The following is a 16,927-nucleotide window of genomic DNA, read 5'->3' on the forward strand; positions in this document are numbered from 1 at the left end:
CGATCAGCTCGCCCGCGCCTCCGCTGCGGCCGCAGCCTCGAGCGCCGCGGCGAGCTCTGCGTCCTTCGCCGCGATCCGCGTGAACGCCGGCCGGCTGCACACCCGCGCGACGTAGTCCGTCACCTCCGGCAGCTCGGGCACGAGCTTGAACTTCACCATCCACTCCAGCGCCTTGCCCCAGAGGACGTCGGCCGCCGTGAATCGGTCGCCGAGCAGATACGGCCCCTTCCGGAGCGCCTCCGCCACCACGCCGAACATCGTATCGAAATCTCCGTACGGAGACGTCGCGGCCGGGGCCGGATCGCGCTTCATCGCCCGATCGACGATGGCCGGCTCGAAGCACGAGCCGTAGTACGCGATCCACCGGAGGTACGGCCCGCGCAGCGGATCCCCGATGGCCGGGGTCAGGCCGGCCTCCGGGAACAGATCGGCGAGGTAAATGACGATCGCGACCTGCTCGGTGACGAGCGCGCCGTCGTGCAGGATCGCGGGCACCTTCCCGAGCGGGTTCACGGCGAGGTAAGGGGCCTTGCGCTGCTCCCCGGCCTTCATGTTCAGCACGCGGAGCTCGTGGGGCGCGCCCAGCTCCTCGAGCAGGATGCGCGTGCCCACCGAGCGCGAGTTCGGGGAATGGAACAAGACGAGGTTGCCCCTCGGGGTCGTGGTCGAATCAGCCATGTTGCTGCCTCCTGGGCGGACGCTTCTACTGCCCGGGCCAGGCGCCGTATTGTAAAACAGCGCCACGCGCGATCATGAGCCCGAGCATCACCCCCGAGGACCCCACCCGCGGCATCCTGAACCCCGCCGCGGGTCTCCAGCGCTTCTTCGAGCTGCACCGCCACGCGCCCGCGCCGGACCTGGCCAGGCTCGTCGACTGGCACTGGGTCGTCCGCTGGTCGCTCGCCGCTCCTTTCGAGCAGGAGGTCTTGCCGCACCCCTGCGTCAACCTGGCCATCGAGGCGCCGGGCTCCGCGGTGCACGGCATCGGAACCCGGCGCGAGGTCGTCCGGCTCGAGGGCACGGGGCGCGTCGTCGCGACGAAGTTCAAGCCAGGCGGCTTCTTCCCGTTCGCGCCCCTCCCCATGCGCCGGCTGGTCGACCGCGTCGTCCCCCTCGCCGAGATCTTCGGCGACGCGGCCGGGCCGTTCGAGCGCGCCGCGCTCGACCAGCCGGACGACGCCGTCGCGATCCGCGCCGTGGAGGAGCTCCTGCGCGCGCGCAAGGGCCCGGAGGACGCCGGGCTCGGCGAGGCGATGGCGCTCGCCGTCCGCGCGCAGGAAGACCGCGACATCCACCGCGCCGAGCATCTCGCCCGGGTCGCGGGTGTCTCGGTCCGCACGCTGCACCGCGCGTTCGAGCGGTACATCGGCGTCGGGCCCAAGTGGATCATCCGGCGGTCGCGCGTCCACGAGGCCGCGGAGCGCGTGGCCACGGGCGCGCCCGTCGCGTGGGCGGCGCTCGCGCAGGAGCTCGGGTATCATGATCAAGCGCACCTGATCCGGGAATTCAAGGCCCAGGTCGGCTTCACACCGGCCGTCTATGCAGAGCGGTGCGCGGCAGCGAGGTCGAAAGGCGGCCCGCCCGGCGTGAAGGGGTGAGCTGCGGGTTCACGGCCATCCACAGCGCAAGAAGGCTCCATGATGCGCAAGGTCTTGGTTCAATTTTCTTCAGCTGGAAGAACCCGACGCGGCTTGCGTCAAAGTTCCTCTATCGATAGCATCCACGCGCCAATCGCGCGCCGTCGTCGGCGACGCCAGCTTTAGAGGTCATCGAACATGCGTCGATTTCAGAATCGCGTTTTCGTGGTCGCGTCGTTCTCTTTGGGGCTGTTCGCGGCCATGCCGGTGTACGCGGCGTCAGTGCAGGCGGTGAGCCGGGCGACGTGGGGAGCGAACGGCGTCCCGAGCTACGTCAACATGAACATCTACGTGCCGGACAAGCTGGCCGAGAACCCGCCCATCGTGGTGGGCTGCCACTCTTGCAGCACGCCGGTGAGCTCGTTCTTCAACAGCATCTCGGGTGTCAAAGCGGGCGCCGACAAGAACGGCTTCATCATCATCCTTCCGGAGGCCACCGGCCGGAACTGCTGGGATGTGGGCACAACGAAATCCCTGACCCACGACGGCGGAGGCGACACGCAGGCCGTCGCTCAGATGGTGAAGTACGCGCTCGAGAAGTACAAAGGCGACCCGAAGCGCGTCTACGTGATGGGCGGCTCTTCCGGTGCGATGATGACGCAAGCCATGCTGGCGGTGTACCCGGACATCTTCCGGGCCGGCGCGGCGAGGGCGGGGGTGGCAGCCGGGTGCTGGGCGGACGGCTTCGACGCGGGCCAGCAATGGAGCAACAACTGCGCGGGGGGCAGGACGAGCAAGTCGGCGCAGCAATGGGGAGACCTGGTCCGCGGGATGTATCCTGGGTATACGGGGCATCGCCCCCGCCTCCAGATCTTCCACGGCACGGCGGACGCGACGATCAACTACAAGAACCAGGCCGAGGCGATCAAGGAATGGACGAACGTCCTCGAGCTGAGCGAGACCCCGACCTCGACCGACATGATCACATCGGGCGGGACCACCTATGATCGCCAGTTCTGGAAGAACGAGTGTAACCAGACGGTGTTCGAGGCCTGGTCAGGAAGAAACGGCGCGCACTCCATGGCGTACGAGGCCGACGCCATCCTCGCGTTCTTCGGTCTCGACAAGGCCGGTGGCGCCGATCCGGAGACCGATTGTTCCGAGGCTGCCGGCAGCGGCGGCACGGGTGGCTCGGGCGACGGCTCCGGGGGTGACCAGAACGTCGGCGGCGCCGGGCCTGCTGCGGGGAGCGGTGGCGCCTCGGGTGACGGCGGAGGCGTGGGCGAGGGGGTGACCGTCGGCTCTGGCGGGCAGCCCGCCGGCGGCGGCGAAGTCACCACGACGGGCGGCAGCGACCCGAGCGGAACGAGCGGCACGAGCGGCACGAGCGGAACGAGCGGAACGAGCGGAACGAGCGGCGCTGCTGACAGCGCCACCTCCGGCGCCGGCTCGGATTCTGCAGGTGAATCGGGTGAGACAGGCGGGTGCGCGGTCGTTACCGGCGATTCTAGGCCGAAGAGCTCGTACGCAGCGGTCGTCGCCATGGGGCTTGCGCTGTTGACGCTTCGTCGCCGGCATCGAAACGCGGGGCGCTGACACGTGTCTTGTCGGTGAGCTGAAGTCACCCCTCGATTTTTTTTTCGAGAGAATTCACAGGGAGGCGGGGAGACGGGGAGGAAAATCCTACAAATCTCCCCGCCTCCCTGTTCAATCTTTCTCATGAAATGCCAACAAGGAGGTCTCCGCGCTAGAAGGGCACCTCCGGAATCGGTGCGCGGTCGAGCCCCGGCGTAGTCGTCGGCGGGATTGGCGGCCTCCTGGCAGGAGCGGGGACACCCGTGTGCGGTGGCCTGGGCGTGGCGCTCGACGGCGGCCGTGCTGCCGTGGTGGACGTCGAGGGCGCCGCGGTCTCGCCGGCGACGTCCGCTGCCGAGCCCGTCGCTTCCGCAGCGGGCACCGCGGGTGTCACGCTCTCCAGCGGCTCCGAGGAGCGCCCGACCTCTGCCGACACGCTGGCGGCGACCTCCGCTGACGCCGGCGCGCCGGCCGATGCGACCTTCGCGCCCACTGCGTCCCCGCCGCTCGTTCCGCCCCCGCCCACCGCGATGGTGACGCCGGCGCCGAGCAGCATCGTCATCGCGATGCCGGCCACCAGCATCGCGCGCTGAGGCCGCTGCTGTCCGGCCTCCTGCGCCGTCGATCCGGCGATGGTCAGGGTGCCGGGGCCCGCCGAGCGAGGCGCGGATGCTGGCTCGTCGAGCTGGGCGGCGTCGAGCGCTATCGTCCCGCTGAGCCTCGGCCGAGCGGTGCTCGGCACGCCGGAGCACGGGGATTGCAGATCCGGAATCGATGGCGACGCAGTGCCCGCGATACGGCGGAGCTCGCCCATCATCTCTCCGATCGACTGGAAGCGCTCCGCCCGCTCGCGGGCCAGCGCCCGCGCGAAGAAGGCATCGATCTCCGGCGGCAGGTCGGGCGCGATCAGGGACGCGCTGGGCACCGGACCGACCAGGATGTTGGCGATCACGGCGCCGAGCTGGGCCCCCTGAAAGGGCAGCTCGCCGGTGATGCCATAGAAGAGGATGACCCCGAGCGACCAGAGATCGCTGCGCTGGTCGATGTCCTTTTCGCCCCGGACCTGCTCCGGGCTCATGTAGTGGGGCGAGCCGAGCAGCTCCCCGGTGCGGGTCACCTCTTCCGTCAGCACCGCGCCCGTCTCCTTGACGATGCCGAAGTCGAGGATCTTGACGACCTCGTCCTGCTCTCCCTCCACACGCACGAGGAACAGGTTGGCAGGCTTGAGATCGCGGTGGACGAGGCCGGCGTCGTGCGCGCGACGGATGGCCTTGCCGGCCTGCAGGAGGATCAGGGTGGCGTCCACGAGAGAGAGCCGGCCGACGCGCTCGAGGCGCGTGCCCAGGTCCTCACCCTGAAGCAGCTCCATCACGAGGTACGGAGTGTCGTCGTCGACGCCAAAGTCCTGGACGTAGACGACGTGTGGGCTCTGAAGGCTCGCTGCGATCCTCGCTTCACGCTCGAAGCGAGCGAGGAACGTCGACGACGCAGCATAGGTCGGGTCCATGAACTTGACCGCGACGAGAGAGCCCAAGTTGACGTGTCGCGCCACCCACACCGAGCCCATCCCGCCGTGCGAGAGAGGTCGCTCAAGACGATACTTCCCACCTACGACGGAATCCGGAGCGAACTGCATGGTGATGGCTTCCTCCTGATAGCCGAGGGGAGGCGAGGGGAGCGTACAGGATAGGAAAGGCGCCGGCCACGATGAGCCGGGAGATGTTAGATGGATTGTCCTTCTGCGCGCCACGTTCCGGGCGCCTCGGGCGCGATACAGCCACGAGATGGCTCCCCGGAGCGCCGTGACAGGCGCGGTCCGACGCGGGCGTCGACAGCGCCGTCGCGGGCGTCGGCAGCGCCGTCGGTGAGTGAAGTTCCTGACAGCAGCGGTGTTCGGCGAGGGGGATGCGCTCGCGACGACGGCGAGCGCGGACGCCGCGCGGGCCGACGCTGCGCGCTGGTGGCGCGCAGGTGGCCGGCGCACCGGGGCCCCGCTTGCGCAGCGCAGCACGCCGGGCCTCCGCGGCGGTCCGCCGGAGCCCGCGCCGCCAGAAACCACGGCGCCCCCACATCCGGACCCCCGCGCGGCAGCACGAGACCGCCTGCGAGATCTATTGCGATCTCCTTGCCTCCGTCTAGAATCCACACTGCAATGAACAAATTGTTTTGCAATTCAACTATCATCGTTGCTGGTCTCTCCCTCGCTCTCGGCGTGCTGGCCTGCGGAGAAGACGACAGCCCGGCAGACGGGAGTGGGACGGGCGGGGGCGGCGGGGCGACCAGCGGGTCGGGCGGTGGGGCGACCACGGGGTCGGGCGGCGGGGCGACCAGCGGGTCGGGCGGCGGGGCGACCAGCGGGTCGGGCGGCGCGTCGACGTCGACGTCGGCGTCGAGCGGCGGGGTGACGACGGCGTCGGGCGGCGATCCCAATCCCGATCCCGCGAACGCGCGGACCTTCGACCACCGGCACGCGAGCCTGGACGGCATCCCGGCGAGCTGCACCGAGGCGCTCACGTCGGGGGACTTCGTCTTCCATTACGCCCACCGCTCGCACGGCTTCCAGATCATCGTCGGCGCCGAGAGCATCGAGGCGAAGACGCCTACCTACGCCTTCGAGACGGAGTATTGCGACGTCCCGCAGCAGGAAGGCGCCTTCCTGATGTGGGACGGGATGATCGACACCAACCTCATCCCGGGCGAGGAGTACTGGGCGACCGAGGCCGGGATCAACGACGTGCGCACCATCCTCGGCGCGCACCCGGAGATCCGGTACTCGATGTGGGCGTGGTCCTCGGAGATCTCGGAGCAGACCGAGGAGGACGTGCAGCGGTACCTCGACGTGCTCGACGCGCTCGGGGAGGAGTTCCCGGAGGTGACCTTCATCTACATGACGGGGCCCGGCGACGAGGAATACAACGGCGTGAACCGTACGGAGCGCAACCAGCAGATCCGCGATTTCTGCCGGGATCACGGGAAGATCCTCTATGACTTCGAGGACCTCGACGTCTACGCGGACGGCGAGCGGCACACCGCGACGGTGGGCGGCGTCGAGATCCCGATGCAGCACCCGCGTTACGACGTGGAGACGTCCGGCAACACGGAATACGAGCACACGCACACGACCCAGGGCGCCTGCGAGAACAAGGCCATGGCCTTCTGGCGCATGATGGCCGAGCTCGAGGGGTGCGCGCAGTAGCCCCCGAGGTCGGCGGGCGCGCGGGCTGGCGCTCGGCCGCGGCGACGCCGCGAGCCGCTGTCTTTCCTGTCGGTTAAGTCCCGGTTTCCGGCGGAGGACTCCGCCGGATCGCGTCGCTCACGGCTTGCGGGCCGCCTTGCGCCCATGCTACTCGGCTGTCGCACGGGCATGCTCCCCCGCGCGCATCCCGCGCAGGGGCGCCGCCTGGCAGCCGATCGGAGGCGGGCCATGGAAAGCGCGATACCGCTCGGGAAAAAGCAGGTCATCGACGGCCAGCTGCGGGTCTACTACTACGGTTACTGGATCAAGGCCTACGAGGCGCCGGCCGACACGCTGCTCGCGAAGAAGCGGCTCATCGAGGCGCTGACGCGGCGCCTGTTCAACCACGTCGAGCACGGCATCAACGTCCCAGGAAAACGGCTGGACGAGGCGCGGCTCGCCTTCGAGTCGGAGGCCGATCCGCAGCGGAAGCGCGTCAAGGCCGCCATGCTCGCGGGCGCGATCTTCAATCGGGCGGCGGATATCTTCACCAAGCTCGTCGAGATCCAGGAGCTCGGCGTCACCATCGAGCCCGACAACGCCCTGATGCGCGAGTGCGGAGAGCACCTCCTCGAGGCCCTGACGCTCGGGAAGATGGTGCTCCACCGCAGCGGCGAGGAGGGGCTCGACGAGCTCTGGGGCGAGCCCTTCAAGGCGTTCTCGTTCCCGATCGAGGCGTTCTACAACAGCCGGTATGTCAAGATCGCCCAGAGCATGAGGGCGATCGACGGCATTCGCGACGCGATGATCGCCACCTTCACGGGCTCGCCGACGTTCGCCGGGCTGGACCGCCTGGCCCGCGAGTTCGCGCACGCGGCCAAGATCAAGTGCGAGACGCTGCGCACCGACGACGACATCTTCGAGGTCTGGACGTCGTTCGTCGTGTCGGCGGAGAAGCTCGCCGCCTTCCGGCCGCTGCTCGGCGAGGACGCCTCGCCCCACGAGCGGGAGCAGGCGGCCCAGGGCGTCGAGCTGATCGTCCGTGGCAAGAACGTGATCTCGTACATCACACGCGCGCGCGTGCCGATGCCCAAGACCACGAGCGAGCTCCTCGAGCGGTACGAGCGCTATCGCGTCACCTACGGCGTCGCGCCCGCGTCCGGGCCCGCGCGCAGCGTCGCCTGAGCGGACCGCCGCGAGCGCAGAGGCTTTCACGCTCATGAGCGTCAGCGGAGCGGTGTTGTAGGCGGGCGCCCGACATCTCGCCTGTCTGCTGTCACGGAATGTTTCCGTTGACGCTGGGGCGCGCGTCTCTGTATCACCAGGTGATGAAACGCGCTTTGATCCTTTCGGGAGCGCTCTTTATCGGCCTCTCGTCGCTCCCCGCGAGCGCGCTGGTCACGCAGCCGAACGGCAGCGTCATGCCGCGGGACTCGAGGAACAACGAGGTCCAGCTCTACACCCTGTTCACCAACCGGGGAGAGGCGCTCGACTACCAGGCCGATGGGAACACCGAGCCGTCCACGTTCTCGCCGCTCTGCGGCTTCACGGCGGAGCTGGTGCTCAGGCAGACAGGGTCTCGCCTCGGGGTCGGCTGGTACAACGTCGATCCCGCTGCCACGGCGCCGCCGGCGCGCGGCGACATCCACGAGATCGTCCCCGCCGGCTCCGCCGTTGGCACCGTCATCACCGCCGCGGATATCCGGAGCGATCTCGCCTATGCGGGCGGGCAGATCGGCTTCGCGCTCCTCGGCTCGCAGATCCACTACTCCGAGCAGCGGTGGAATCAGGTGTGCACGGGCTGTACCGCGCCCGGGCCCTGGGTCACCGCCGTCATCTACGCTTCGACGGTGACGCCGAACGCGTTCTACGTCGCGTTCGAGGATGGCGACGTCGGCCCGAACCCCGGCGACTTCAACAACGATGGCGACTACAACGATTATGTCTACTTCTTCAGCGGCCTCACCTGCACCGGCGGCGGCGAGCCGTGCGACACCGGGCTGCCCGGCGTGTGCGCGCCAGGGGTGACCCAGTGCGCGGCGGGTGGGCTCACCTGCCAGGGGCTCGTGCCGTCGTCGCAGGAGACCTGCGATGGGCTCGACAACGACTGCAACGGCGCCACCGACGAAGGCGAGCTCTGCCCGCCGGATCACGTCTGCGACCGGGGCGTGTGCGTGCAGGCGTGCGGCAGGGGCGAGTTCGTGTGCCCCTCGGACAAGGCATGTAATGCCGCGGGGTTCTGTGTCGAGCCAGCTTGCGCCGAGGTCGCGTGCGACGCGGGCGAGGTGTGCGTCGGCGGGCGGTGCCGCGCGCCTTGTGATGGAGTGCAGTGCCCCTTCCCGACGGTGTGCCGGGTCGGGGTGTGCGTCGACCCGTGCAGCACCGTGACTTGCGAGGAGGGCACGGTCTGCGACGGCGGCGTGTGCAAGCCGGAGTGCCCGTGCACGCCGTGCCCGAGCGGGCGCGCGTGCGAGGAGGCGAGCGGGCTTTGCAGAGAGTCGGCCTGCGTCGGCGTCGAGTGCCCGCCTGGCCAGCGCTGCGACGCGGGTACGTGCGTGGACTCGTGCGCTGGAGCGGTGTGCCCGAGCGGGCAGACCTGCTCCGGCGGCGCCTGCGTGGAGGACACGAGCACGACAGCGGCCAGCGGGACCGGCGGCTCGACGGGTTCGGGCCTGGACTCCGGCGCGGGCGGCGGCCTCACGGATCCGGCCGGCAGCGGCGCCACGGGCGGCAGCGGCGGTGTCGGCGGCGGCTCGGGCGGCGGCGGCTCGGGCGGGGCCGCCGCGGGCGGCTCCGGCGCGGACGGCGGCTGCGGCTGCACCGTGGCCGGCGCGCGCGGCTCGCTCGGGGCGCCGCTCGCGGCGATCGCGCTGGCGCTGGCCGGCGCGGTTCGCCGGCGGCAGCGCGGCGGCGCTTCCGCAAGGGGCCAGGCGCCTCGAGGATAGGAAGGGGCATGACAGCGCCGTGACCGCTCCTCTCCGGGGAGCGGTCATGGCATAGTCCGTTCATGAGACATGAGCTCCTTGGCTCCTTGCTGTGCGGACTCCTCCTCGCCGCCTGCAGCGATGACGAACAGGTGTCGCCGATCGGAGGCGGCGGCGCTGGCGGCGACGCGAGCAGCAGCGCTGGCGGCGGCACGACCGGCGACGGCGGAGGCGGAGGCGGAGGCGCAGCGCCGGTCGCCTGCGGAGGGGACGTGGGAGCGACCTGCGGCGAGGCGGAGTACTGCGCGACGCCCGACACGACGTGCGCCGAAGACGCGCAGGGCGAATGCGCGCCGAGGCCGCGGGTCGGGAGATGTCCGGACGAATGTCAGGGGGTCTGCGGGTGCGATCAGCGCACCTATTGCAATGAGTGCATGGCGCACGCGGCCGGGGTGAACGCGTCGAGGGATACGGTTTGCGCAAGCGCAGACTACGTGATCGCCGATCACGACCGTGTCTACGTGCACCACGCGGACCTGCGAGAGGATCGGTGTCTGGTGATCTCGATCGCGTCGTTCGCCGATAGCGATCCGCTCTATGCCGGGATCGAGCTGGAGGGGCTCTGGGGCGTGCTGGACGTGGCGCTCACCGACCAGATGGGCGATTGCACTGACACGGGCATGCCGGACCCCGACGAGCGCGCTTATGCGGTGACCGGGGCCACCGGGACGATGACGTGGGAGGCTGAGCCGGACACCGGCATCCCGTGCGTCATCGACATGGATATCACCATCACGCTCGACGGGGAGCCGGGGACCCTGCGCTTCCGGGAGACCGGCGTGGTCGTCGACAACACGTGCCTGTAGCGGTCCAGCACCCGCGTCCCGCGTCGTCGGCGCGCACGTAGCACGAGCTCAGTGGAGGTGTACCTGCGTCCAGGGCAGAACGTTCTCTGCTCCCTTGACTACCGGGCCGCGAGAGGACGAGACTGCACCGCCATGGCAGGCTCGACGTGGTTCAACGTGTCGGTGGCGACGGCTCTGGCAGGGATTGCGGTGTCCGTGTCGGGCGGCTGCGCATGTTCAATCGGCGCGGACTCGTCCAGCTACGAACCAGGTGAAGGGTCTGGCGGTGCGCCCGGCAGTACCGGTAACAGTGATGCTCCGGGGAGTGGGGCGGGTGGAACCGGCGCTTCGGCGCAGGGCAGCGGCGGCGAGAGCGTGGGTGGGGGCGTCCCGGAGTGCTCAGGCCGCGAGACGAAGTGCTCGGAGAACACGCCGCGGCGATGTGTCGATGGGCGGTGGGAGAACGGCGATCCATGCGCCAGGCAGACGTGCGTCGACGGAACGTGCATCGGCGAGTGCGGCCCGGAGGACGTGCGCTGCTCGGACGACCGGCCGCAGCGGTGCGACGAACACGGGGCGTGGGAGGAGGCGGAGCCATGTCCTGCGGCAGCGCCCGTATGCGACCGAGGGAAGTGCGTGCCGCCGAGCTGCGTCGGACTGGCCGAGACGTGCGGGCCGGGTAGCGACGAGAGCTGCTGCGCGACCGCGGAGGCGGCGCCCGGAGGCACGTTCAACCGGGACAACGATACGAGGTATCCAGCGACGGTGAGCGGGTTCTTGCTGGAGCGGTTCGAGGTGACGGTGGGGCGGTTCCGCAGGTTCGTGGAGGCGTATCCCGGGAGCAAGCCGGCGCCGGGAGCGGGGGCTCACCCGCTGATCGAGGGGAGCGGGTGGAATGCGGAGTGGACGAGCAACCTGCCCGCGGACGCAGCGGCATTGAAGGCAGCAGTCAACTGCAGCCCGACCTACAAGACGTGGAGAGACGACACCGACGGAGGTACCGAGCACCTGCCGATGAACTGCCTGAACTGGTATGTGGCGTTCGCGTTCTGCGCGTGGGATGGGGGCCGGCTAGCGACGGAGGCGGAGTGGAACTACGCGGCGGCAGGAGGAGACGAGCAGCGGGCGTATCCGTGGTCGAATCCGGCGAGCTCGACCAGAATCGATAACAGTTATGCGGTGTATGACTGCGCAGGGGATCGGTCTGCGTCTGGCGAGTGTGCGTTCAGCGATATCCAGGCCGTCGGGTCGCGGTCGCCGAAGGGAGACGGGAGGTGGGGGCAGGCGGACCTGGCCGGGAACCTGCGGGAGTGGGTCCTGGACTGGTACGCAGCAGACTATCCAAACGAATGTAATGATTGCGCCAATTTGACCAGCGCCACGGGCCGGGGGTTCCGCGGCGGGAGCTTCGAGTTCGATGACTCGGAGCAGCCCCGGTCCACTGCGCCGGACCTGCTCTCGTCCCGACGTAACGGCCTCGTCCCGTCGATCAGCGGCGTCCCCTTCGGGGCCCGGTGCGCGAGGACGCCGTAGGTGCTCATCGGCGCCATACCCGTCGCGTGCGGTGCATTCGGTAGATTCGGGTGTCCGGGACGCGCCGGGCGAGTGTCTGGAACGCGGGTTGCACCGATCTGGTTCCGGACATCACCGCTTTTTCTCTCGCTGCTTCACCATGCTACCCGGTCGCGTGTAAACCCGGGGCTTCGCGTAGCGCTAATCCCACGCAGCCAGGCGTCTCGCGAGCGCTTCCTGCGCGCTGTGAAGCGCTCTCGTACGCCGCTTGTACGCCGTGCTGAGGGGCATCTCTCTCGTCTCGGCGATGTCTCTCATGGGGATCTCGTGGAGGTCGCGCTGGACCAGCACCGAACGCAGCTCGAACGGCAGCTCCCGGACGACTGATCTCAGCAGGCGCCGCCGCTCCGCTGCGAGCAGGAGCTCGAGGGCGGTCGCGCGCTCGCCAGCCTTACACAGCTCCACGGGGTCCGTGATGACCTCGTTCCGCCGAGATGCCTTCGCGTGGTAACGCGAAGCCAGGTTCACCGCGAGCCCGTTCAGCCACCGCGCGATCGGGCCACGCGTTGGGTCATAGCTGCCGAAGCTCATGACAGCCGCCAGGAAGACGTCCTGGCTCAGGTCGTGCCGATCGCGCTCGGGCACACGGAGCCGCGCGAGCCACCGGCGAACGCGCCGAATCGTTTCTCCCTGAAGGAGGCATTGGAACGCATGAGCCCGAGACGGGCTTGCGGCAGGCTTCACCTTGTTCTTCCTGGGTCTCGGCTGCGCCGCTGTCCGTTGCGCGGTGCGAGGCGCGCCGGATGCGCTCGAACGAGCCGTCCTGTCGTGCCGGGCCGGAGGAGCCGGCTCGTCGGTGAAGACGTGTGTTCTGATGGAATGCATCATCGCCCCTCGCGAGGGCAGCGCCAGAAGCTCCATGGCTCGCCTCCAGGTGAAACGTGAATGCCCCGCGCGAACGCTCGTCGGCGCGCGGACACGATCGCTCCTGAGCGGACGTCGCACGGCGCGCGACGCCCGCTCAGGAAGCGCTCAATCCCCTATGACAAAGGCCGCGAACCACGGTGGTCCAGCACCGCCTCCGTGACGAAGGCCACGTCGTTCGCGTCGATGTTTACTGCGCGGTCATCACCTGAGCCCGGCCAGCTGCGCCTCGCGTTCACCAGCCAGGCGACCGCGCGGGAATCTGCGTCCATGCTCCTCCAGCAGGCGTCGCGCCTCGACGAGCGACACGACATCACCGGCCGCCATGGCTGTCCGTGCGCGGGCGATCAGCTCCTGCTCGCGGGAGCTGATCCTCGGGCGGCGCTGCGCCGCTGGCCAGCCTGTCGGCATGGCGGAGACGGCAGGGGCCGTCACCGCCCCATCCAGCGCCGGAAGGGCCATCACCGCCCCGTCCAGCGCACCGCTCACGCGCGCCGGCTCGGCGGGGCCCCTCGCGGCCTGTTCGGTTGCCGGCCCGGTCGTCCTCCTGGAGAGCAGAATGGCCATGGAGGGGTGGAGAGGCTCGAGGGGCTCCATCGGGCCCACGGCCAGCGCGCCGAGCGCCGCCGCGCAGGCGACGGCAAAGCCTCGCGCCACCCAGCGCGTGGGGCTACGTCGCCACCAGGAACACCGCTCCAGGAGCCAGGGCGGGAACAGCGCGGCGCGCAGCCGGCGAGCGCCGCGGCCTCGTTGCCTCGCTTCCCTGCGGGCCGCCGCCTCTTCGAACTCCTCCCAGGCCCGGCGCAGCCGACTTCGTGCCGTCTCCAGCGGGATCTCCTGCTCTCGGGCGACCTCGGCGATCGGCCGCTCCAGGAGCTCGCACGCGATGAACACCCCGCGGCACCGCTCGCCGATCTCCTCGATGAGCTGCCGCACCAGCTCCGCCTCCTGGCGAGCGATGGCGTGCTCCTCGGGGCTCTCCCGCTCGTCGCAGAGCGCCGCCTCGTCGAGGCCCGTGAGCGCCTCCTCGCGCCTGCGCGACGCTCGCCGGTGATCGCGGGCCGTGTTCAGGACGACGCTGTCGCACCACGCGCTCGGGTTCCTCGCCGATCGGGCCTGCTCCCGCCGCTCCCAGAGCCGCACCATGGCGTCTTGCGCGACGTCGTCGCGGTCCCGCTCGGGCACCCCAGCGTAGCTGATGAGCGATCTCACGCGGGCGGGTACAGGGCAGGTCGGCGTTGGTCGGTCCACGGTCCAGCAGACGATCCGAGCCCGGCCCGACGGTCAAAAAATCGACCGAGCCCTCGCAGGAGGCGCGGCGAGTGGCCCTACGATGGGCGAGCCCGAAGAAAGGACCAGCGGCTCGGTGAGCTCTCCTCCGCCGCCGCCACACCTCCGCCCGCTGCGGATCTCAACGGGGGCCCAGCAGCCGTCGTGGGCGCGGTGCTCGTTCCGTCCTCAAGCCTTCCGGAGCGGAGTCACGCATTGCATCATCATTGCTGAAATTCTCATGCGTCCGGTCGCTTGAGGACGATTTCCGACCATCGTGAGCTCACTGGACCGCGAGACGGATATACGAAGAGGCTCGGCGGTCGCGGGACCGTGCGCGTTGACATGGGCTCGCGCGCAGGAGTATCCAGCGTGGGGTGCGCCATGCGCTCCTCTCCGTCTTGCCGTGCGTCTTTGTCGGCGTCGTCGCGGCGCTGGAGGGCGTGGCGAGCGCGCAGGATCCCCAAGGGCTTGCGGGGCCGCAGGAGACATCGACCGCGGAGGATCTGCTGCGCCGCGCTCGGCAGGCGCGCGATGCCAGGCGATGGGCCGAGGCCGAGGCGGCGTACGAGGCGGCGCTGAAGGCGGTCGACGCGGCGTGGACGACCGACGCGGAGCGCGCCGAGATCGCCGCGGAGCTCGGCCTGTGCGAGCTGGCGCTGGGCAGCTATCGAGGCGCGGCAGACCACCTGGCGCAGAGCTTGAGACACCGCGGCGCGCTCCGCAGCCCGCTTTTGGAGCGCGCCGAAGAAGGATTGTTGAAGGCCGAGCGCCGGGTGGTGACGCTCTATCTGGGTGTGAGTCCACCGGACGCCGAGGTCTTCGTCGACGGCAAGGCGCTGGGTCGCCGTGCGCCGACGTACGAGCTGTTCCTGGAGCCGGGGCAGCACACCGTGCGGGCGCGGCTGGATGGCCACAGCGAGGCGGTGGGCGCGTTCGACGGGCAGGCGGGCAAGGCCAGCTCGCTGACCCTGAAGCTGCCTCGCGCGCCCGAGCGCGGCGCCCAGGAGCGCGGCGCGCTCACGGCGGCCGGCGCCGGCCCGGTGCGGCCGGCGGCCCCGTCGCCACCTCCGGCAGCGCGGCGGTCGCTTCCCCTGACGGAGCTCCGGATCGGGGGCGTGGCGCTCGCCACGGCGGCGCTGGCGGCCGGCACGGTGTTCCTGCTGCGGGCCGATGTGATTGACGGCAACCTGACCGAGCGCGACATGGTGCGCCGCCGGCAAGGCTGGACGCCGACGACGTGCTGGTGGCCGAACGCGCCCTCGCCGTGCGCGGAGATCCGCAACGAGGTGGCCGAGCGGGGCCGGTTCGCCACGCTCGGCAATGTGGCGCTGGTGACGGGGGCCGTGTTCGGGGTCGCGACGGCGGCATCGTTCCTCGCGGAGGGATGGCTCCTCGGCGGCACGCCGGCCCGTGAAGGCGTTCATGTGATTCCGAGCGCTACGGGAACGCAGGCCGGGCTCGTTCTTCAGGGGGTGTGGTGAGGCGACGAGGGGCGATGGGAACGCGCGGGCGGCAAGGTCGAGGAACGCTGCGTTCGGTCGCGGCGATCGCGCTCGGCTGCGGGAGCGCAGCGGGGGGCGCAGGGTGTTCCTATGCCGAGGACTGCACGACGACGTACAGTTGCGAGCCGCTCCCCGGCGAGACGCCGCCGGCGCTGCCGGCGTCGCCGTGTGACGGCGATCCCGCGACGAGCCCGGCGAAGGACGGATGCGGGGTGTTCGTCGCGCGGAGCGGGGACGACGCGAGCGACGGGACGAGGGAAGCGCCCGTCAGGACGCTGCAGCGCGCGGTGGATAAGGCGTCGATGCCCGGGGGGACGCGGCGGGTGTACGCCTGCGCGGAGGACTTCGAGGAGGGGATCTCGCTGCCGTCGGGCGTCGCAATCTGGGGCGGCCGGGACTGCGGCGCGGAGGCGTGGACCTGGGGCGGCAAGGACCGCCTCACCGAGATCGCGCCGGCGCCGGAGCGGGTGCCGCTCATCGTGGAGGCGCGACAGGCGAGCATAACGTCGGTGGTGTTCGGCGTGCGGCTCGTGGCGGCGGACGCGATTCGGCCGAGCGGGTCGTCCATCGCGATGATCGTGCGAGAGGGCGCCGCGGTGAACGTGGTGTCGAGCGAGATCCTGGCAGGGAACGGTGCCGATGGGGCGGATGGGAACGATGGCGCTCCCCGGGATGCGCCGTGGCGGGCGCCGGATGGGGCACCTGGCCATCCGGGCGCGCCCGGGTGCATAGCGGACTGGACCGAGGGCGCTCCGCCGGCGATGACCGTGTGCGAGGACGGGACGAGCTCGATCGGCGGCGCAGGCGGCGACGGCGACGTCGCGGCGGGCGGCGACGGCGAGCCAGGCGCACCGCCGCCATGGGCTGGCGCGATGCACAACGGTGAGGGAGGAAAGGGCGGGCCAATGGGCTGTACACCGGGCGAGTGGGGTGGCGATGGAGGGCCCGGCGCGAACGGGGTCGGAGCCGGGAAGGGAGTGGAGGAGCCGCTCAAGTACGGAACCATCAGCGCGCGCGGCTGGCAGGGTTTCTCGGGGCAAGACGGCCAGAACGGGAGGATCGGCCAGGGAGGCGGCGGCGGGGGCGGCGTCGGAACGAACGGGCAGTGCCGCCCTGTGGATCCGCAAGGCGGACCGTCCGGTGGCTCGGGCGGGGGTGGAGGCTGCGGGGGGCGCGGTGGCCAAGGCGGCGGTTATGGAGGCGGTAGCTTCGGGATCATCGCCTTGCATGCTCACGTCATGGTGGACAAGACCGACATCCTCACCGGCGATGGGGGTCGCGGCGGCAACGGAGGGAGGGGGCAAGAGGGGGGCAAGGGCGGGCCACGCGGCGCCCCTGGAGCTATCCCAGGCACAGCCTACTTTGCATGCGAGGGTGGATTCGGCGGTACAGGAGGCAAAGGCGGCCATGGCGGCGGAGGGCTCGGGGGCGTCTCCATCGCCGTCGCGCGCGTGGACAGCAGTGTTCACCTCACGGAGAGCGCCGACTGGAGGTGGGGAGCCCCCGGTGCCGGGGGACACGGAGGCGATCCGAGCGACGACAAAGCCAAAGGGCAGGACGGCTGTACGGCCGTCCTCTGGGAATTCCCCGAGCTGATTGCGGCGCCCCGATGAGGGATTTC

General features: G+C 70.3%; 13 protein-coding genes. 9 read left to right on the forward strand and 4 right to left on the reverse strand.

Annotated elements, in window-relative coordinates:
• Positions 1–3: 3 nt before the first annotated feature.
• Complete coding sequence (locus tag WMF19_RS42240) at positions 4–678, reverse strand: glutathione S-transferase family protein (RefSeq protein ID WP_437895545.1); 675 nt, start codon at positions 676–678, stop codon at positions 4–6.
• A 74-nt stretch (positions 679–752) separates the two neighbouring features.
• Between WMF19_RS42240 and WMF19_RS42245 the strand changes: the two genes are divergently transcribed.
• Complete coding sequence (locus tag WMF19_RS42245; protein WP_437895546.1) at positions 753–1,598, forward strand: AraC family transcriptional regulator; 846 nt, start codon at positions 753–755, stop codon at positions 1,596–1,598.
• A 177-nt stretch (positions 1,599–1,775) separates the two neighbouring features.
• Positions 1,776–3,173, forward strand: a complete 1,398-nt coding sequence (locus WMF19_RS42250; RefSeq protein WP_437895547.1) for an extracellular catalytic domain type 1 short-chain-length polyhydroxyalkanoate depolymerase — start codon at positions 1,776–1,778, stop codon at positions 3,171–3,173.
• A gap of 151 nt (positions 3,174–3,324) precedes the next feature.
• Here the strand turns inward: WMF19_RS42250 and WMF19_RS42255 are convergent, their stop codons facing one another.
• Positions 3,325–4,788 (reverse strand): protein kinase domain-containing protein, encoded by a 1,464-nt coding sequence (locus WMF19_RS42255; protein ID WP_437895548.1) that lies wholly within the window; start codon positions 4,786–4,788, stop codon positions 3,325–3,327.
• A gap of 576 nt (positions 4,789–5,364) precedes the next feature.
• Between WMF19_RS42255 and WMF19_RS42260 the strand changes: the two genes are divergently transcribed.
• From WMF19_RS42260 to WMF19_RS42280, 5 genes are all read left to right on the forward strand, one after another.
• On the forward strand, positions 5,365–6,348 hold the full coding sequence (locus tag WMF19_RS42260; RefSeq protein WP_437895549.1) for a hypothetical protein: 984 nt from the start codon (positions 5,365–5,367) through the stop codon (positions 6,346–6,348).
• Between the two features lie 228 nt (positions 6,349–6,576).
• On the forward strand, positions 6,577–7,512 hold the full coding sequence (locus tag WMF19_RS42265) for a hypothetical protein (RefSeq protein ID WP_437895550.1): 936 nt from the start codon (positions 6,577–6,579) through the stop codon (positions 7,510–7,512).
• Between the two features lie 143 nt (positions 7,513–7,655).
• Entirely contained in the window at positions 7,656–9,272 is a 1,617-nt protein-coding gene (locus tag WMF19_RS42270; protein ID WP_437895551.1) for a hypothetical protein, read from the forward strand.
• A gap of 62 nt (positions 9,273–9,334) precedes the next feature.
• The gene (locus WMF19_RS42275; RefSeq protein WP_437895552.1) at positions 9,335–10,117 is read left to right on the forward strand and encodes a hypothetical protein; all 783 of its coding nucleotides are present in this window, start codon (positions 9,335–9,337) and stop codon (positions 10,115–10,117) included.
• A 615-nt stretch (positions 10,118–10,732) separates the two neighbouring features.
• Positions 10,733–11,629, forward strand: a complete 897-nt coding sequence (locus WMF19_RS42280; RefSeq protein WP_437895553.1) for a formylglycine-generating enzyme family protein — start codon at positions 10,733–10,735, stop codon at positions 11,627–11,629.
• A gap of 180 nt (positions 11,630–11,809) precedes the next feature.
• Here WMF19_RS42280 and WMF19_RS42285 read toward each other — a convergent pair whose 3' ends face one another.
• Both WMF19_RS42285 and WMF19_RS42290 read right to left on the reverse strand, forming a co-directional pair.
• On the reverse strand, positions 11,810–12,529 hold the full coding sequence (locus WMF19_RS42285; protein WP_437895554.1) for an RNA polymerase sigma factor: 720 nt from the start codon (positions 12,527–12,529) through the stop codon (positions 11,810–11,812).
• A gap of 207 nt (positions 12,530–12,736) precedes the next feature.
• Positions 12,737–13,744, reverse strand: a complete 1,008-nt coding sequence (locus WMF19_RS42290) for an RNA polymerase sigma factor (protein WP_437895555.1) — start codon at positions 13,742–13,744, stop codon at positions 12,737–12,739.
• A gap of 434 nt (positions 13,745–14,178) precedes the next feature.
• Here WMF19_RS42290 and WMF19_RS42295 point away from each other — a divergent pair, with 434 nt between their 5' ends.
• Positions 14,179–15,285, forward strand: coding sequence for a PEGA domain-containing protein (locus WMF19_RS42295; protein WP_437895556.1), 1,107 nt, complete (start codon positions 14,179–14,181; stop codon positions 15,283–15,285).
• Positions 15,286–15,299: 14 nt separating this feature from the next.
• Positions 15,300–16,919, forward strand: coding sequence for a hypothetical protein (locus WMF19_RS42300; RefSeq protein ID WP_437895557.1), 1,620 nt, complete (start codon positions 15,300–15,302; stop codon positions 16,917–16,919).
• Positions 16,920–16,927: the final 8 nt, after the last annotated feature.

The organism is Sorangium sp. So ce124, assembly GCF_051525235.1.
GTDB classification, from domain to species: Bacteria; Myxococcota_A; Polyangia; order Polyangiales; family Polyangiaceae; genus Sorangium; species Sorangium atrum.